The 17,893-nt window shown below is 67.8% G+C and carries 16 protein-coding genes; 5 read left to right on the forward strand and 11 right to left on the reverse strand.

Annotated elements, in window-relative coordinates:
* Positions 1 to 584 precede the first annotated feature (584 nt).
* The 5 genes from AC5P60_RS19900 to ahpC all read right to left on the reverse strand — a co-directional run bounded on the left by AC5P60_RS19900 (position 585) and on the right by ahpC (position 5,547).
* Positions 585 to 1,541, reverse strand: coding sequence for a transaldolase (locus tag AC5P60_RS19900; RefSeq protein ID WP_111172415.1), 957 nt, complete (start codon positions 1,539 to 1,541; stop codon positions 585 to 587).
* A gap of 50 nt (positions 1,542 to 1,591) precedes the next feature.
* Positions 1,592 to 1,996, reverse strand: a complete 405-nt coding sequence (rnk, locus tag AC5P60_RS19905; RefSeq protein ID WP_005408156.1) for a nucleoside diphosphate kinase regulator — start codon at positions 1,994 to 1,996, stop codon at positions 1,592 to 1,594.
* 123 nt (positions 1,997 to 2,119) lie between these two features.
* Positions 2,120 to 3,082, reverse strand: coding sequence for a LysR substrate-binding domain-containing protein (locus tag AC5P60_RS19910; RefSeq protein ID WP_005412310.1), 963 nt, complete (start codon positions 3,080 to 3,082; stop codon positions 2,120 to 2,122).
* Positions 3,083 to 3,167: 85 nt separating this feature from the next.
* The gene (gene ahpF, locus AC5P60_RS19915) at positions 3,168 to 4,760 is read right to left on the reverse strand and encodes an alkyl hydroperoxide reductase subunit F (protein WP_033834171.1); all 1,593 of its coding nucleotides are present in this window, start codon (positions 4,758 to 4,760) and stop codon (positions 3,168 to 3,170) included.
* Positions 4,761 to 4,983: 223 nt separating this feature from the next.
* Positions 4,984 to 5,547: an alkyl hydroperoxide reductase subunit C gene (gene ahpC, locus AC5P60_RS19920; protein WP_005408159.1), complete on the reverse strand. Its 564-nt coding sequence runs from the start codon at positions 5,545 to 5,547 to the stop codon at positions 4,984 to 4,986.
* Between the two features lie 354 nt (positions 5,548 to 5,901).
* Between ahpC and prmC the strand changes: the two genes are divergently transcribed.
* Together prmC and pip are read left to right on the forward strand one after the other, a co-directional pair.
* Positions 5,902 to 6,759 carry a peptide chain release factor N(5)-glutamine methyltransferase gene (prmC, locus tag AC5P60_RS19925; RefSeq protein ID WP_033834170.1) on the forward strand — a complete coding sequence of 286 codons (858 nt, stop codon included), beginning with the start codon at positions 5,902 to 5,904 and terminating at the stop codon, positions 6,757 to 6,759.
* Positions 6,760 to 6,807: 48 nt separating this feature from the next.
* Positions 6,808 to 7,749: a prolyl aminopeptidase gene (gene pip, locus AC5P60_RS19930; protein WP_014646006.1), complete on the forward strand. Its 942-nt coding sequence runs from the start codon at positions 6,808 to 6,810 to the stop codon at positions 7,747 to 7,749.
* A 375-nt stretch (positions 7,750 to 8,124) separates the two neighbouring features.
* Here the strand turns inward: pip and AC5P60_RS19935 are convergent, their stop codons facing one another.
* Positions 8,125 to 9,009, reverse strand: coding sequence for a LysR family transcriptional regulator (locus tag AC5P60_RS19935; protein ID WP_033834184.1), 885 nt, complete (start codon positions 9,007 to 9,009; stop codon positions 8,125 to 8,127).
* 105 nt (positions 9,010 to 9,114) lie between these two features.
* Between AC5P60_RS19935 and AC5P60_RS19940 the strand changes: the two genes are divergently transcribed.
* Entirely contained in the window at positions 9,115 to 10,533 is a 1,419-nt protein-coding gene (locus AC5P60_RS19940; protein WP_049402842.1) for an MFS transporter, read from the forward strand.
* A 138-nt stretch (positions 10,534 to 10,671) separates the two neighbouring features.
* Here AC5P60_RS19940 and AC5P60_RS19945 read toward each other — a convergent pair whose 3' ends face one another.
* From AC5P60_RS19945 to AC5P60_RS19960, 4 genes are read right to left on the reverse strand one after another with little or no spacing between them, the layout of a single operon-like run.
* Positions 10,672 to 11,469: an N-formylglutamate amidohydrolase gene (locus tag AC5P60_RS19945; protein ID WP_049402841.1), complete on the reverse strand. Its 798-nt coding sequence runs from the start codon at positions 11,467 to 11,469 to the stop codon at positions 10,672 to 10,674.
* Positions 11,462 to 12,016 (reverse strand): NUDIX hydrolase, encoded by a 555-nt coding sequence (locus tag AC5P60_RS19950; RefSeq protein ID WP_005408165.1) that lies wholly within the window; start codon positions 12,014 to 12,016, stop codon positions 11,462 to 11,464. Before AC5P60_RS19950 ends, AC5P60_RS19945 begins: the two co-directional genes overlap by 8 nt.
* Positions 12,013 to 12,948 (reverse strand): 5'-3' exonuclease, encoded by a 936-nt coding sequence (locus AC5P60_RS19955; protein WP_005408166.1) that lies wholly within the window; start codon positions 12,946 to 12,948, stop codon positions 12,013 to 12,015. Before AC5P60_RS19955 ends, AC5P60_RS19950 begins: the two co-directional genes overlap by 4 nt.
* Positions 12,945 to 13,526 carry a nitroreductase family protein gene (locus tag AC5P60_RS19960; protein WP_005412319.1) on the reverse strand — a complete coding sequence of 194 codons (582 nt, stop codon included), beginning with the start codon at positions 13,524 to 13,526 and terminating at the stop codon, positions 12,945 to 12,947. The genes AC5P60_RS19955 and AC5P60_RS19960 overlap by 4 nt, the downstream gene beginning before the upstream one ends.
* A gap of 331 nt (positions 13,527 to 13,857) precedes the next feature.
* Between AC5P60_RS19960 and pacR the strand changes: the two genes are divergently transcribed.
* Together pacR and AC5P60_RS19970 are read left to right on the forward strand one after the other, a co-directional pair.
* Positions 13,858 to 16,179 carry a PacR family protein gene (gene pacR, locus AC5P60_RS19965; protein WP_483693535.1) on the forward strand — a complete coding sequence of 774 codons (2,322 nt, stop codon included), beginning with the start codon at positions 13,858 to 13,860 and terminating at the stop codon, positions 16,177 to 16,179.
* 51 nt (positions 16,180 to 16,230) lie between these two features.
* The gene (locus AC5P60_RS19970) at positions 16,231 to 17,310 is read left to right on the forward strand and encodes an NAD(P) transhydrogenase subunit alpha (protein ID WP_483693534.1); all 1,080 of its coding nucleotides are present in this window, start codon (positions 16,231 to 16,233) and stop codon (positions 17,308 to 17,310) included.
* 121 nt (positions 17,311 to 17,431) lie between these two features.
* On the opposite strand, the gene AC5P60_RS19975 is transcribed toward AC5P60_RS19970, so the two are convergent.
* Positions 17,432 to 17,893 (reverse strand): DUF3106 domain-containing protein, encoded by a 462-nt coding sequence (locus AC5P60_RS19975; RefSeq protein ID WP_012479217.1) that lies wholly within the window; start codon positions 17,891 to 17,893, stop codon positions 17,432 to 17,434.

The following is a 17,893-nucleotide window of genomic DNA, read 5'->3' on the forward strand; positions in this document are numbered from 1 at the left end:
CCGGCCCAGCCGCTGGCGGCTGTGCGTTCGGGCGCTTGCGAAGCAGTGCTTCGCAAGCAAAGCGCCCTCACCCCTGGGGGCTCGATGGCGCCATCCATGGCGCCAACGGTCCTGCCAGCCGCCCCCGTCCCACCTTCGACAGTTTCCCGGTGACGGTGGGCGAGAGCATTGGTTACTGACGAACTGAAGAAAAACAAAAAGGACGCGGCGTTCGCCGCGTCCTTTTTGTTTGATCCTGCAGTGCTTTCTGTAGAGCTGAAGGCAGCGGCAGGAGCCGCTGCCAACGTCGCTTGCGCGACGGCCCGGAGGGTGCCGGTCAGGACGACCGGCATAGCCATGCTCAGCTCCGAGCAAGCGAAGCGCGCGACCCGCTGTTGCTCTTCTTTCTTTCTTCCGTGGCGGGCGGCCACAGGAAACTGTCAGAGGGCGGGCGGGTTGGGTTCGCGGTAGTGTCCGCCGCATGGATGCGGCGGCCAAGCCTCCAGGGATGGATTCACGGCGTCTCCCGCGAACCCAACCCGCCCGACCCAGCACGGCTTTTGCTCTGAGCCCCCCGCCACGAGGGGCTCAGCCGTTGGCCGGAATCACAGTGCCGCGCGGATCCGCTCGCGCAGTGCTTCCAGATCCTTGGCAAACGCCTCGATGCCGGTCGCCAGCTTCTCGGTGGCCATCGGATCGGCCGCCAGGTCCGCCGCGAACTTCGCCGCGTCGATCGGGGTCACCGCCGTGCCATCGGCGGCACCGGCCACCAGCTTGCGCGGCAACTCGCCGTGGTCGGCGTCCAGCTTCTCCAGCAGGTCCGGCGAAATCGTCAGGCGGTCGCAGCCGGCCAGCGCTTCGATCTGCGCGGTCGAACGGAACGAGGCGCCCATCACCACCGTCGGCGAACCGCGGCGCTTGAATTCGGCATACACGCCACGCACGAACTTCACGCCCGGGTCTTCGTCGATGGTGGCCGGGGTCTGGCCGTTGGCCACGTACCAATCGAGGATACGGCCGACGAACGGCGAGATGAGGAACGCGCCGGCTTCGCTGCAGGCCAGCGCCTGGGTCGGGTTGAAGATCAGGGTCAGGTTGCAGTCGATGCCCTCGGCCTGCAGGATGCGCGTGGCTTCCACGCCTTCCCAGGTCGCGGCGATCTTGATCAGGATCTTCTCGCGCGGCACGCCGGCATCGGCGTACATCTGGATGAACTGGCGGGCCTTGGCCACGGTGGCGGCGGTGTCGTGGGCCTGGTCGGCGTCCACTTCGGTGGACACGCGGCCCGGCACCAGCGTGCTCAGCAGCGCGCCGACGCCGATGGTCAGGCGGTCGGCCACGGCGTGCACCACGGCTTCGCGGTCGCCACTCTGCTGGCGGCCCCAGGCCAGTTCGCGTTCGATCAGCTCGGCGTAGACCGGCAGGTCCAGCGCCTTCTTCACCAGGGTCGGATTGGTGGTGCAGTCCACCGGCTGCAGGCGCTTGATCGCCTCGTAGTCACCGGTATCGGCAACGACCACGGACAGTTCGCGCAGCTGGGACAGTTTGGACGGGGTACTCATTACGGCTCCTGGTGCAGGGGGATCGAATCGCGCGCGGTGCGCAGCGGTAATCAGGGGCGGTCGTTGTGGACCGCAGTCACGCGCAGGCGCAGCTTGCGGCCGCCGGGCGCGTTCCAGTCGATGCTCTGGCCGATCGAAAGGCCGAGCAGGGCACTGCCGACCGGGGCCAGCACGGAAACCTTGCCTTCATCGACGTTGGCTTCGCGGGGGAAGACCAGGGTCAGGACGTGCTTCTCGCCCGACACTTCATCTTCGCACTCCACGCGCGAATGCATCATGACGATGCCTTCGGGAATCTGGTCCGGTGCCAGCACGGTGGCCCGGTTGAGTTCTTCAGCAAGCGCGAGCGCGGCAGGCGTCTGGCTCAGCGCAGGGGATTCGAGCATGGCGTCCAGGCGGTCCATGTCGAAGGTGGAAACGGTGATCGACGGCGGCAGGCCGCTGGCGGTACTCATGGTGAAGCTCCTTGGTTGAAAGCCATGCAAAAGGCGGCACCTGCTGGCGCCGCCTGTCTGTATTGTGGGGACAAATGCGGCCGGAATCGACTCCTGCCGATTCCAGGCCGGTGCTGCGGGGGTTCAGCCGTTCAGGGCGGGGCCGGGCAGGGCGGTCGCTTCGCCGGTGGCATTCACCGCATCAAGGGTGAACAGCGCCTGCGGCAGGCGCTTGAACTGGTCGGCCAGTTCCATCAGGAAGTCGTTCATGGCCGAGCTGCGGCGCCAGATCATGGCGATGCGACGGCTGGGACGGCCCTCGCCGGTGAAGTCGAGCAGGCGGATGTTGTTCGAGCGCGGCACCGGCGGCTGCACCGACAGGCTGGGCAGCAGGGTGATGCCGACATCGGCGGCAACCATCTGCCGCAGCGTCTCCAGGCTGGTGGCGCGGAACTCGGACTTCTCGTTGGCGCCGAACAGGCGGCACACTTCCAGCGCCTGGTCGCGCAGGCAGTGGCCATCTTCCAGCAGCAGCAGCTTCTGCGTGGCCAGTTCCTGCACATCCAGGTGTTCGCGGCGGGCTAGCGGGTGGCGCCCGGACACCGCCAGCAGGAATGGTTCCTCGAACAGGAACTCGGCGTGCAGCTGGTCGTCGATTACCGGCAGCGCCAGCAGCGCGGCGTCCAGCTTGCCTTCGCGCAGGCGGTCCAGCAGCACATCGCTCTTTTCCTCGACCAGCAGCAGTTCCAGCTCCGGGAAGCGCTCGCGGATGCGTGGGATCACATGCGGCAGCAGGTACGGACCGAGGGTCGGGAAGATCCCCAGGCGCACCGTCCCGGCTTCCGGGTCGCGGCTGCGTCGCGCCGCTTCCTTCAGCTGCTCCACTTCGGACACGATCACCCGTGCCCGTGCCGCCGCTTCCTGGCCGGCCGGGGTCAGCATCACCTTGCGCGGTGCGCGTTCCACCAGCGGCAGGCCCAGTTCTTCTTCCAGCTTGCGGATCTGCGTGGACAGCGTGGGCTGGCTGACAAAGCAGGAGGCGGCAGCCCGGCCGAAATGCTTGTGGTCGGCCAGGGCTACCAGGTACTTCAGATCACGTAGGTTCATCCTTACACCCCAAGGGTAACGGACCGGCTGACGGCGTGGTTACCCGACAGGCAGACAATGTTCCCGGTGATCTGGGAACGGTGGATCAGGCCGCTTCAGCAACGGCACCGCTGCTGTTGCTCACCGACGAGCGGATCAGGTGGTCGAACGCGCTCAGTGCGGCGGTCGAACCGGCGCCCATGGCAATGATGATCTGCTTGTAGGGTACCGTCGTGCAATCGCCAGCAGCGAACACACCCGGCAGGTTGGTCTGGCCGCGGTCGTCGATGACGACCTCGCCACGCGGCGACAACGCCACCACATCCTTCAGCCACTCGGTGTTGGGCAGCAGGCCGATCTGCACGAAGATGCCTTCCAGCTCGACGCGGTGGGCGTCGCCGCCGACGCGGTCCTTGTAGACCAGGCCGGTGACACGGCTGCCGTCGCCCAGCACTTCGGTGGTCTGTGCGCTGGTCAGCACGGTGACATTGGCCAGGCTGCGCAGCTTCTTCTGCAGCACTTCATCGGCGCGCAGGCTGGAATCGAACTCCAGCAGGGTTACATGCGACACGATGCCGGCCAGATCGATGGCCGCTTCCACGCCGGAGTTGCCGCCGCCGATCACCGCCACGCGCTTGCCCTTGAACAGCGGGCCATCGCAGTGCGGGCAATAGGCCACGCCCTTGTTGCGGTACTGGTCTTCGCCCGGCACGTTCATCTGCCGCCAGCGCGCGCCGGTGGACAGGATCACCGAACGCGACTTCAGCACCGCGCCGTTCTCCAGCTGCACCCGCACCAGGCCGTCTTCGCCGGCCGGCACCAGCGCGCTGGCGCGCTGCAGGTTCATGATGTCCACCTCGTACTCGCGCACGTGCTGTTCCAGTGCCGTGGCCAGCTTCGGGCCTTCGGTCTCCTTCACCGAAATGAAGTTCTCGATCGCCATGGTGTCCAGCACCTGGCCACCGAAACGCTCGGCGGCGATGCCGGTGCGGATGCCCTTGCGTGCGGCGTAGATCGCCGCTGCAGCACCGGCCGGGCCACCGCCCACCACCAGCACGTCGAAGGCGTCCTTGGCGGCGATCTTCTCGGCATCGCGCTTGCTGGCATTGGTGTCCAGCTTGGCCACGATCTGCTCGAGGGTCATGCGTCCCTGGTCGAACACTTCGCCGTTGAGGTACACGGTCGGCACCGACATGATCTCGCGCTTCTCGACTTCGTCCTGGAACAGGGCACCGTCGATGGCCACGTGCTGGATGCGCGGGTTGAGCACCGCCGCCAGGTTCAGCGCCTGCACCACGTCCGGGCAGTTCTGGCAGGACAGCGAGAAGTAGGTCTCGAACCTGTACTCGCCTTCCAGGTTCTGCACCTGCTCGATCAGCTCGGCGGTGGCCTTGGACGGATGACCGCCCACCTGCAGCAGCGCCAGCACCAGCGAGGTGAACTCATGGCCCATCGGCAGGCCGGCGAAGGTCAGGTGGATGTCCTGGCCCGGGGTGCCCAGGTCGAAGGACGGCACGCGGCCCTGGCCATCGCGCAGCACCCGCAGCGAGATCTTGTCCGACAGACTTTCCAGGGTCTGCAGCAGTTCCAGCATCTCCTGCGACTTGGCGCCGTCGTCGGCGTGCGCGGTGATCTGGATCGGGCGGGTCACGCGCTCCAGATAGGTCTTCAGCTGCGACTGCAGGTTGGCGTCCAACATCGGTCTTCTCCTGGCTTCAGGCAAACAGGGGGCGTGGCACCGCTGTACAAGGTAGCGGACCAGCTGGGGGTAGGGGTGAACCCAAGACAGCGACCGTGGAAGGGGCTGGCTGGCCAAGGCGGGCGAGCGTTGGCTGTCTTGGGTTCACCCCCACGCCGGTAGGGCACCGGCATGGGGATGATGGGCGCGCCGTGGCGTGGGGCCACGGCAGGCCGGTGCTGCGTTAGATCTTGCCGACCAGGTCCAGCGACGGGGTCAGGGTCTTCTCGCCTTCCTTCCACTTGGCCGGGCAGACCTGGTTCGGGTTGGCGGCGGTGAACTGGGCAGCCTTCAGCTTGCGCAGGGTCTCGGAAACGTCACGGGCGATCTCGTTGGAGTGGATCTCCAGGGTCTTGATCACGCCTTCCGGGTTGATGATGAAGGTGCCACGCAGGGCCAGGCCTTCTTCCGGAATGTGCACGCCGAAGGCGTTGGTCAGCTGGTGGGTCGGGTCGCCGACCAGCGGGAACTGGGCCTTGCCGACGGCCGGCGAGGTTTCGTGCCACACCTTGTGCGAGAAGTGGGTATCGGTGGTGACGATGTAGACCTCGGCGCCAGCCTTCTTGAACTCGGCGTAATGGTCAGCCGCGTCTTCGATCTCGGTCGGGCAGTTGAAGGTGAAGGCGGCCGGCATGAAGATCAGGACGGACCACTGGCCCTTCAGGCTGGCGTCGGAAACCTTGATGAACTCGCCATTGTGGTAAGCGTTGGCTTCGAACGGCTGGATCTGGGTGTTGATCAGGGACATCGTTTTTCCTCTGGTGAAGGGGAGTGGGTGAATCGACAGGAGCTAGGTTACCGACTCGCTGGCGATAAGAACAATCCATTGATTGCATCTATTTGATAGATGAAGTCTATCATTTGGCCATGAGCAGGCACTGAACCTTGCCGCTCCCATCCTGCCACTGGCTGTGTGACAAGGGAAATCTCCCGGAGGCGCGAAAAGGGGCCGATAGCCCCTCCTTATTCCCTCCGGCAGAACCTGAACGGATTGCAGCTTTTTGTAGTGTCGAGCCACGCTCGACCGCGGATCTCTGGAACCGAGCCCATGCTCCGCTGTTCCAGAAGCAGCCGAGCATGGGCACGGCTCTACAATTGCGGAATGTCTTTCCAAACCGAACCCACCCTGCGCCAGATCGTGGCCGAGGCCAGTGCCCGTCTCGGCGGCATCGAAGCCCGCCACGAGGCTGAACTGCTGCTGCTTCACGTACTGGACCGCCCGCGCAGCTGGCTGTTCGCCCACGCCACCGATCCGCTGGCCGCCAATGACCAGGCCGCCTTCGAGGCGTTGCTGGCCCGCCGCGTGGCCGGTGAGCCGGTGGCCTACCTGACCGGCCGTCGCGGATTCTGGACGCTGGACCTGGAGGTCGACCCGGCCACGCTGATCCCGCGTCCGGAAACCGAGCTGCTGGTCGAGCTGGCGCTGGAGCGCCTGCCGCCAGACCAGTCGCTGCAGCTGGCCGACCTGGGCACCGGCAGTGGTGCGATTGCACTGGCACTGGCCAGCGAACGGCCGCAGGCGCAGGTGCTGGCCACCGACGCCAGCCCGGGCGCGCTGGCCGTGGCCGCGCGCAATGCCGCCCGCCATGATCTGCGCAACGTCCGCTTCGCCGAAGGCGGGCACGACTGGTATGCGCCGCTGCAGGGTGCGCGTCTTGATCTGATTGCCAGCAACCCGCCGTACATCGCCAGCGACGATCCGCATCTGGAGCAGGGTGACCTGCGCTTCGAGCCGGCCACCGCACTGGCCTCGGGTCCGGATGGCCTGGATGACATCCGCCGCATCGTCGACGGTGGCCAGGCCCACCTGCTGCCCGGCGGCTGGCTGCTGATCGAGCACGGTTGGGACCAGGGCGAGGCGATCCGCGCGCTGTTCGACGCGGCGGGTTTTGCCGAGGTGCAGACCGTGCAGGATCTGGAGCAACGCGACCGCATCACCCTGGGCCGGCGTCCGGCCTAGAATGGAGGTTCTCCTGCCACGGCAGGGCATCACCCTGGAGCTGCAAGCATGCGTACGCTGTACCCCGCCATCACCCCCTATGACGTCGGCACCCTGAAGGTCGACGACCGCCACACGCTGTACTTCGAGCAGTGCGGCAACCCGGACGGCAAGCCGGTGGTGATGCTGCACGGTGGCCCGGGCGGTGGCTGCAGCGACAAGATGCGCCAGTTCCACGACCCGTCCAAGTACCGCATCATCCTGTTCGACCAGCGCGGTGCCGGCCGTTCCACCCCGCACGCCGACCTGGTGGACAACACCACCTGGGACCTTGTTGCCGATATCGAAAAACTGCGCGAGCACCTCAAGGTCGATCGCTGGCAGGTGTTCGGCGGCAGCTGGGGTTCGACCCTGGCGCTGGCCTATGCCGAAACCCATCCGCAGCGCGTGACCGAACTGGTCCTGCGCGGCATCTTCATGCTGCGTCGCTGGGAACTGGAATGGTTCTACCAGGAAGGCGCCAACCGCCTGTTCCCGGATGCGTGGGAGCATTACCTGAAGCCGATCCCGTCGGTGGAGCGCCATGACCTGATCTCGGCCTTCCACCGCCGCCTGACCAGCGACGACGAAACCACCCGCCTGGAAGCGGCCAAGGCCTGGGCGGTCTGGGAAGGCGCGACCAGCTTCCTGCATGTCGATGATGACTTCATCAACAGCCACGAAGACCCGCACTTCGCGCTGGCGTTTGCCCGCATCGAGAACCACTACTTCGTCAACGGCGGCTTCTTCGAGGTGGAAGACCAGCTGCTGCGCGACGCGCACCGCATCGCCGATATTCCCGGCGTGATCGTGCACGGCCGCTACGACGTGGTCTGCCCGCTGGCCAACGCCTGGGACCTGACCAAGGTCTGGCCGAAGGCGAAGCTGGAAATCACCCCGGCCTCGGGCCACTCTGCGTTCGAGGCCGAGAACGTGGACGCGCTGGTACGCGCTACCGATAGCTTCGCCTGATCGGTAGTGCCGGCCGCTGGCCGGCAACGCCGCACCGGTAGCGCCGGGCCATGCGCGGCGCTACCAACCCTCATCCACGCATGGCGTGGATCGACCACAGCCTGGTAGTGCCGGCCGCTGGCCGGCAACGCCGCACCGGTAGCGCCGGGTCATGCGCGGCGCTATCAACCCTCATCCACGCATGGCGTGGATCGACCACAGCCTGGTAGTGCCGGCCGCTGGCCGGCAACGCCGCACCGGTAGCGCCGGGCGATGCGCGACGCTACCAACCCTCATCCACGCATGGCGTGGATCGACCACAGCCTGGTAGTGCCGGCCGCTGGCCGGCAAACCTGAAACGGGTGGATTCCTGCAGACGCCGGTCAGTGGCCGGCGCTACCAATCCCCGGCCAGCAACGCGTCGGCCAGCACCTGCAGCTTCGGCGAATGCTGGCGCGACGGCGGGTAGATCAGTGACAGCGCGCGGCTGCGGCCTTCGAAAGGCTGCAGCACGCGCTGCAGGCGGCCGTCGGCCAAGGCATCAGCCACCGCGAAATCCATCACCTGCACGATGCCGATGCCAGCGATGGCCGCTTCCACCAGCGGATCGCCGCTGTCGAACACCATCCGCGTCGGCGGCGTGAACTCGCGCAGTTGCCCGTCCTGCAGGAACTGCCAGTCCACCAGCCGGCCACTGCGCAGGTTGCGCACCGCCAGGCAAGCATGATCCTGCAGCGCGGCCACATCGTCCGGTGCGCCACAGCGGGCCAGATAAGCGGGGCTGGCCACCGTCACCCAGCGCAGCGGCCGCAATGGCCGCGCGACGATGCGCTGGTCGGCGATGACGCCGGTGCGCAGCGCGGCATCGAAGCCTTCCTCGACCAGATCGACCAGGCGGTCGCTGAGCACGGCTTCCACCTGCAGTTGCGGATGCTGTTCCAGCAATGGCGCCAGCATCGGCACCAGCACCTTGCGCCCGAACATCGACGGCGCACTGATCTTCAACGTACCCGAGGGCGTGCACGGGCGGTCGGCCAGTTGCCGCTCGGCATCGTCCAGGCCGGCCAGCAGCGGTGCCACCTGTTCCACGAACTGGCGGCCATCCGGGGTCAACGCCACGTTGCGGGTGTTCCGCTGCAGCAGCTTTACCCCCAGCGTGGCTTCCAGCCGCCCGATCGCGCGCGACAGGCCGGACTGGCTCAGGCCGAGTTGGCCGGCGGCCACGGTGAAACTGCGCGCTTCGGCCACCTGCACCAGCATGCGCACCGCATTGAGGTCCATCGAGGCTGCATTCATGCGGAAAATCATGACAGAAATGGTGGGCAGGGGGTTTATTGATTCGGTCGCATCAATGAGACTGCGCTCCCCCATCGATCCAGACCGCCGATGCCTCCCCTTAAATACCCGCGCTGGGCGTTGACCCTGCTGGCCACCGCGCAGCTGATCATCGCGCTGGACGCCACCATCATCTTCGTCGCCCTGCATGACATGGGCCGCGCGCTGCAGATCAACGCGCAGCAGCTGCAGTGGGTGGTCAGTGCCTACACCGTGGCGTTCGGTGGCAGCCTGCTGCTGGGCGGCCGCGCCGCCGACCTGATCGGCCGTCGCCGTTTCTACCGGCTGGGCATGCTGCTGTTCGCACTGGCGTCGCTGCTTGGCGCACTGGCGCCGAATGCGACCTGGCTGATCATCGCGCGCGCCGCGCAGGGCGTCGGTGCCGCGTTGCTGTTCCCCGCCACGCTGGCACTGATCAACACGCTGTACGCCGAAGGCCCGGTGCGCAACCGCGCGCTGGCGATCTGGAGCATGGCCAGCGCGGTCGGCCTGGCGCTGGGCACGCTGCTCGGTGGCGTGCTGACCCAGGCGTTCGGCTGGCCGGCGGTGCTGGCGGTGATCGTGCCGCTGGCCACGGCGTGCGCGGTCGCAGCCGGTGCGTGGTTGCCGTCCGATGGTCCACGGGTGCAGGGCCGTTCATTCGATCTGGCCGGTTGCCTCACTGTCACCGCCGGCGGCAGCCTGCTGGTCACCACCCTGGTGCAAGGACCGGAGTGGGGCTGGACGGCACCGGCCACGCTGATCTGCCTGCTGCTTTCAGCCGTGCTGTTGACGGTGTTCGTACAGATCGAAAAACGCAGCCGTGACCCGCTGATGCAGTTTTCGCTGTTGCGCCTGTCGGGCCTGCGCGCGGCACTCGGCCTGACCTTCGCCTTCATGAGCAGCTATGGCGTGCAGTACTACTTCCTGGCGCTCTACTTCCAGGATGGCTATGGCTGGAGCCCGCTGCAGGCCGGCATGGCCTTCCTGCTGCCGACGTTGGTGTGCACCTTCGGCATCCGTATTGCCGAACGCATGCTGCGGCGCCGTTCGCCACGGCAGGTACTGGCCTGGGGCTTCGCCGCCGGTGCCATCGGCATTGCCGCGGTGGCGCTGGCGATGCCGCACGGTGCCAGCTACTGGCCGCTGCTGCCGGGCATCGTGGTGCTCAGCATCGGCCAGGGCATGAGCTGGACAGCGATGTGGATCGTGGCCGGGCAGGGCGTGCCCGGTCCGCAGCAAGGCGTCGCGTCCGGCATGGCGGCCACCGCCCAGCAGATCGGCGGCGCGTTGGGACTGGCGGTGCTGGTGATGGTGGCCAACGCCGCGCGGGGCACGCAGGCCGCAACCAGTGCCGACGCCCTGCAGGGCATGGTCAATGCACAGTACGGCGCCGCGTTGTTCGCCGCGCTCGGCGTGGTGATCGCGCTGGGCCTGCGCCCGGCGCCGGTCGAATCGGCCGCCACCGTCTGCCCGGTCAGCGAGGCATGATTGAAGGCGCTGGCGTGGGTGGTGGATGTGCCACGCCTGCGGTAGTGCCGGCCGCTGGCCGGCAATGCAATGATCCAACTACCCTGAGGTTGCCGGCCAGCGGCCGGCACTACCGATCCGGAATGGATCCACGCGCGTTCAACCGAACGCCAGCAACTGCGGCTGCAATGCGCTGAAGATCCGCGCCAGCCGCTCCGCCCACGCCTGCTGCCCAGCCACATCGGCGATCAGGTCCTGGCGGATCTCCAGTTCCACGTGCACCAGCCCGCGGCCTTCGCCATGCACCGGCACCGCGTAGTCGCTGGTGCTGCTCACCGAATACGGTTCGTTGTCACCGACCACCAGGTCGCCTTCGTCGCGCAGTGCCTGCAGCAAGGCATGGGCGAAGCGCGTGTCCTGGTGGTACAGCACGCCGGCATGCCACGGTCGCTGCGCGCCGTTCATCGCCGGAGTGAAGCTGTGCATCATCACCAGCAGGGTGGGGCGGCCGGCATCTCGGCGCGCATCCAGTTCCGCGTCGATGCGCGCGTGGTAGGGCGCGTGGATCGCATCGATACGCTGCTGCCGCTGTGCCGCCGACAGCCCGGCATTGCCCGGCACCACGGTGTGGTCGCTCACCTCCGGAATCAGCGTCGGCGAGGCCAGCGGGCGGTTGCAGTCGATCAGCAGCCGCGAATAGGTCTGTTCGATGGCCCAGGCATCCAGCCGTTCGGACAGTGCGCGGGTGGTGCCGGCAATGCCGATGTCCCAGCCGATATGGCGGTCCAGTTCGGCCTGCGGCAAGCCCAGGCCTGCGAGGACACGCGGCACCTGCTGGCCGGCATGATCGGCCAGCAGCAGGTACGGCGAGGCGCCATGCGGCCGGTGGAGGGTGTAGATCGCTGGGTCGTCGGCGCCGAGCAGCGCCGGCAGCGCATGCAGGTCGGCGTCAGCCACGCGGGCGTCCGTCCAGGTGATGCTCGATCATCCACAGCCCGGCCCAGAGCTTGGCGTCCAGCTCGTAGCCTTCGCCCATCTTCTGCACCAGCCAAGCCGCTGCCTCACTGCGCGGAATCTCGTGCACGATGATGTCTTCGCTGTCGTCACCACCGCCCTCGCCAACGCGGCGCAGGCCGGTCGCGCGCACGAAGGCGATCTTCTCGCTGCTGGCGCCGGAAGAGGTCGGGCCGATCAGCAGCACTTCGGCGTGATCGGCGGTCCAGCCGGTTTCTTCTTCCAGTTCGCGCACGGCCGAGACTTCGATCGATTCGCCGGCGTGGATGTCCCCGACTAGGCCGGCCGGCATCTCGATGGTGGGTGCCTGCAGCGGCACGCGGAACTGCTCTACGAACAGCACCTTGTCCTCGGGGGTGACGGCGATGATGATCGCGGCCAGGCCACCGGCGTGGGTACGTTCGCTGTATTCCCAGGTGCCGCGCACCAGCATGCGCTGGTACTTGCCTTCATAGACGACACGCGGGGCTTCGGTGTTGCGCTGGCTCATGCGGGCTCGCTGTGGGTGGGAAGAATATCGGGCACGCCGGCGGCATCGAACAGCCGGCGGCGGGTCATCGGGCCGAAGCGCAGGGTCTGGCACAGGCCGCCGAGCAGCTCGGGATCGGCCGCCTGGCGCAGCAGGCCGGGCTGGCTGCCTTCCAGTGGCGCGTCCAGCGCGATGGTGGTCAGCTGGCGCCAGAGCTGGGCGTGCTCGCGCTGCTCGCGCAGGCGCACCGCCATCTGGGCGGCGCCGCGCAGGCGCAGGAAAGGCACTTCGTCCAGGCGTTCGTACAGTGCATCCATGCTGCCGAAATGGGCCAGCAGCACGGCGGCGGACTTGCTGCCGACGCCACTGATACCGGGAATGTTGTCCACCGCATCGCCGCACAGCGCCAGGTAGTCGGCAATCTGGTGCGCGTGCACGCCGTGCCGCGCCTTCACTCCGGCCACGTTCCAGCGCTGGTTGCGTGCGTAGTCCCACTGCTCGTCGTGATCCAGCAGCAGCTGCGACAGGTCCTTGTCGGCGGAGATGATCACGCCGCGGTGGCTGCCACGATGCACATGCAGGGCGCTTCCGATCAGGTCGTCAGCCTCGTACTCGTGGTGCGCCAGCACCGCCAGGCCCAACGCCGCGCACAGCGCCTTGCAGTGCACGAACTGGCGCTTGAGCGCCTCCGGCGCCGGGTCGCGGTTGGCCTTGTAGGCGGGGTACAGGCGGTGGCGGAAGCCACTGTCCAGCGCTTCGTCGAAGGCGATGGCGATGTGACGCGGGCGTTCGCGCTCGAGCAGGTCCAGCAGGAAGCGGGCGAAGCCGTGCACGGCGTTGGTCGGCCAGCCCTGCGCGTCCTGGAACTGGTCGGGCAGGGAATGCCACGCGCGGAACACATAGATGCTGGCGTCGACCAGGTACAGCGACGGCGGTGGTACCGGCAGGGTCATGCCGGAGGCGTCCAGTCGCGCAGCAGGGTGGCAGGGTCCGGACGCTCGCGCTCTGGCACGGCGGCCTTCGGCGTGCCGATATGGATGAAACCGGCGATGCCTTCGCCCTCGGCCAGGCCCAGGTAGGCGTGCACGGCGGGGTCGAAGGCCATCCAGGCGGTCAGCCACTGCGCGCCGAAGCCCAGCGCCTGTGCGGCCTGCAGCAGGGCGAAGCAGACGCAGCCGGCGGTCATCAGCTGCTCCTGTTCGGGGACCTTCGGGTCCGGGCGCGGGCTGGCCACCACCACGATCACCAGTGGCGCATGGCTGAAACGCTGGCGATCCTTCTCGAACACGGCCTCGCCCGCATGCGGGTCGCGTTGGCGGCTGCGCTCGGCCAGGAAGTCGCCCAGAGTGTGACGTGCATCGCCAGCGATCTTCAGGAAGCGGAACGGTACGCGCTTGCCGTGATCGGGCACGCGCACTGCCGAAGCCAGCATCCGCTGCAGGGTGGCCGGGTCCGGGCCGGGCTCGGCCAGTTGCCGCGAAGGCACTGAGCGGCGGGCATCCAGGGCGAGCAGGGCGGCGGGATCGGGCATGGAGTCTGAACCGGTCATCACGAAGGTTTGATTATAGTCGGGGTGGTCAAAGACACCGTCTGTGTCGCGTCTGGCCTTTGAATACCAAACTGTGATGAACGTCATGCCACTGGCGGGAAACGGGCGGCCGCTTCCCCTCGCCTCGCAGGCCTTGCACGGCTTACGATATCTACCTTGCCGGGCCGCCGGTCATGAGGTTTGAAGTGAGGACTGTTTCACTGTCCGTGACGGGCTGGCCGGCCTACCATCGACGTACCGGTACATGGGGTGTGCCGGTTGTCGCGATGTCCACGTTGTCTGTCGTACCAGAGAAGGTGGGGAGCCTTCCCGAATGATGAGCGCGCCCACACCGATGGGATCGCCGGGCCGTGACCCGGCCCAGCTCCAGCGTGCCCGGGACATGGTCCTGCCCGCGCTGTGCCAGGCCTTTGGCGCGGCACTGGCGCGCTTCGACGATGCCCTGTTCGACCGGGCCGGCAATGCCGGTTCGTCGCAGCTGCTGTTCCTGGATGCGATGCGCGAACTGCGCCGCCGCCGCGAGGACATTGCCGGTGCCTTCTCTGGCCACCTGCAGCGGGCTTGGGATGCGCTGGCCAGTGGTGAGCCCATGTCGGCCGAATCGACGCTGTCCGGCCCAGCCGAGGATGGCCTGAGCCTGCTGGCCGAGCACGTGCTGGAGTCGCGGCTGGCGGTGCGCAATTTCGCTACGGTGCTGCTGCGTGACTTCAAGCCGGTGCTGGCGCGGCTCGACCGTCGCCTGGGCCGTCTGGTCGGTGGCGCCGAACTGGATGCCGACCATAATCCCATCAGCCCCGAACACCTGGGCGTGGCCATCCACGAAGCCTTTGCCGGCTGTGAACTGGCCCCGGAAGTGCACCTGGTGCTGATCAAGCTGTGCGAGCGTGACCTGCGCGCGCCGGTGGGTCGCATCTACGAGAAGCTGGACGAGCAACTGGCCGCGGCCGGGGTGATGTCGCAGATGGGGGCGCCGCGGCGTCCACCGTCGGCCGCGCCCGACCCGCGCATGGCCTCGGGCCTGGATGACCTGGTGGAGCAGCGCCCGGGCTCGGGCCTGGACGGCGAATTCGGTGATGACGAGCGGGCCGCGCCGGCCTGGGCGCAGCGCTTTGCCGCACGCTGGTCCGAGCGGCGTGGCCACATGCAGCAGCACCTGGGCGCCGAAGGCAGCGGCACCGCCGAGGCCCATGCGGGCCAGCAGGGCATGCTGCTGGAGGCGCTGCACGAACTGCTGCAGCAGACCCGCCACGTGCGCGAGGACGCGACGTCGGCCGCACAGGTGGCGATCGGCCAGCAGCGTCCGCTCAGCCAGCGCGAGATGATGTCGGTGCTGTCGCTGCTGCAGGCCACGCCCAGTGCGACCCTGCGTGCAGCGATCGGCGAGGACGGCGAATCACTCGCGCAGCGGTTGAAGAGCGAAGTGCTGTCCAGCGCCACCCGTCTCGGTGTCGACCCGGGCCAGACCCGGCTGGACCCGCAGGACGAGGATGCGATCGACCTGGTGGGCATGCTGTTCGACGTGATGCTGGACGAGCGCGAACTGGAAGGCCGCTCCCGCGAGTTGATCGGCCGCCTGGTGGTGCCGTTCGTCAAGGTCGCCATGCTCGACCGCCGCATGTTCGTGCAGAAGACCCATCCGGCGCGCAAGCTGCTCAACTCGCTGGCCGAGGCCTGCGAAGGCAACACCGGCGAAAGCCAGGCCGAGCGCATGCTGATGGCCAAGGTCGAGGAGATCATCGAGCGCCTGGTCGCCGAGTTCAACGAGAACCTGGCGATCTTCCTGACCCTGGAAGAAGAATTCCGCGAGTTCCTCGTGCAGCATCGTCGCCGCGTGGAAATCGCCGAGCGTCGCGCCGCCGAAACGCAGCGTGGCCAGGAAAAGCTGGAAATGGCCCGTACCCGTGCCGGTGCCGAGCTGGACCGCCGCATTGGTGATGCCACCCTGCCGCCGGCCATCGCTGAATTCCTGCGCCAGCCATGGCAGCACCACCTGACCCTGGCGCTGCTGCGCGAGGGCGAGGAGGGCGCATCGGTGGCCGAAGCGCTGAGCCTGGGCGACGGGCTGCTGGAGGAAGTTGCCGAGGCCCGCCGCCAGATTGTCGGCAAGCCGTGGCTGCAGGCCTGGCAGCCGGTGCTGGCCAAGGTGTTCGCCAGCGTGGGCGTGCATGGCGACGCCGCCACCGGCGCCATCGATGCCCTGCATGACACCCTGCAGGGCATTGCCGAATCGCGGCCGGAACTGCAACGCGCGCTGCCGGAACTGCCGCAGGTGGCACTACCGGCCCCGCCGGTGGCCGAATCGCCGGCGGTCGAGCTGGGCGGGCAGATCGATGCCGATGATTTCGACAATGCCGACGCCGATCGCTTCCGTCGCATGGAGATCGGCAACTGGCTGGACTTCGTCGACAAGGACGGCAAGGTGCAGGCCGGCAAGCTGTCCTGGGTCAGCCCGATTTCCTCGCGACTGCTGTTCGTCAACCGTCGCGGCGTGCGCTTCTGCGTGGCCTCGCCGGAAGAACTGGCGGTGATGGTGCGGCTGGGACGTCTGCGCGCCCATGTGGATGACGGTGCGTTCGACAGCGCGATGCAGGGTGTGATCGATCGGCTGGACCCGGGCAGCGCCACGCTGCACTGAGTGGAGCCGCCTGCTAGGATCGGGAAAACTCACCGATCAGCGGGGACCTGCATGGCCGTGGCGTTGCTGGGGATCAAGGAGACCGCGCCGGGCGAACGGCGCGTGGCGCTGACGCCGGAAACCGCGCGCAAGCTCGGCGCCCTCGGCATTACCGTCTGGTACGAGGCCGGTGCCGGTCTGGCCGCAGGTTTCACCGATGCAGCCTATGACGATGCCGGTGCCCGCGCATTCGACGCCGGCCGCTGGGCCGAAATCGACATCCTGTTGTGCGTGCAGGCGCCGCCGGCGGCGGTGCTTGAACAGCTCAAGCCGGGTGCCACCGTGGTTGGCCTGTTGACCCCGGCCAGTGATCCGGGCCTGACGGCACTGGCTGCCGATGACCGCCTGCACCTGTTCCCGCTGCAGCAGCTGCCGCGCACCACCCGTGCGCAGGCGATGGACGTGCTCAGTTCGCAGGCCGGCATGGCCGGTTACAAGGCCGCGCTGATCGCCGCCGAACGCGCACCACGGTTCTTCCCGATGTTGACCACCGCTGCCGGCACCGTGCGTCCGGCCAAGGTGCTGGTGATCGGTGCCGGCGTGGCGGGGCTGCAGGCCATTGCCACTGCCCGGCGTCTCGGTGCACAGGTGGAAGGTTTCGACGTGCGTCCGGAAACCCGCGAGCAGATCCAGTCGCTGGGCGCGCGCTTCCTCGACCTGGGGGTGAGCGCGGCGGGCGAAGGCGGGTACGCGCGCGCGTTGACCGATGAAGAGCGTGCCGAGCAGCAGCGCCGCCTGGCCGACCACCTGCGCAGCGTGGATGTGGTGATCTGCACCGCAGCGGTACCGGGGCGACCGGCGCCGACGATCGTGACTGCCGCGATGGTGGAAGGCATGGCCACCGGCAGCGTGATCGTGGACCTGGCTGCCGAGAGCGGCGGCAACTGCGCACTGACCCAACCGGGGCATTGCATCGAGCATCAGGGCGTGACCATCGACGGCCCGCTGGGCTTGGCCAGCCGGGGCGCGACCCAGGCCAGCGAGATGTATGCGCGCAACCTGCTCAACTTCGTCGCGCTGTTCGTGCGCGAGGGGCAGCTGGCGTTCGACTGGGACGACGAGCTGCTGGCGAAGACACGCTGGCAGGCATGAACGACATGGGGTCAGATCCCTTTGCCTCTGGCAAAGGGATCTGACCCTGGTTCCCGGAATCTGCCAGGGGGCGGATCTCTTTGCCTCAGCAAAGGGCTCTGACCCCGTTCCCCGCGGCGTTTCAGCGCGGCTTCGCCGGCGGTGGGTTGTCGCGCACCCAGTCCTTGCGTTGTTCCGGCGTCATCTGCGACCAGCGCTCGCGCAGTGCATCGCGCTGCGCGGGCGGCAGTTCCCGCATCTGGCCGAACAGGGCCCGGGCCTGCTCACGCTGTTCCGGGCTCATGTGCTCGAAGCGGCGCAGGCCACGGCGGGCCTTGTCGCGCTCCTCCGGGCTCATCGTCTGCCAGCGCTGGCCATGCGAGAGCATGCGCTGGCGCTGGCCGGCATCGGCGCTGTTCCAGCGGTCGCGCAGTGGCGCCAGCAGCGATTCCCGCTGCGCTTCGCTCAACTGTTCCCAGGCCGGCAGCGGCGTGGCCGGCGCAGGGCGTGCCGCAGGGGCGGGGGCGGCGCTCTGCGCCAGCGCCGGGAGGGCCGGCAGCAGCAACAGGGTCATCAGCAGGGGCAGGGTGTGCAGTCGGGACAT

It is taken from the genome of Stenotrophomonas sp. YJH_SMC_120 (assembly GCF_059368675.1).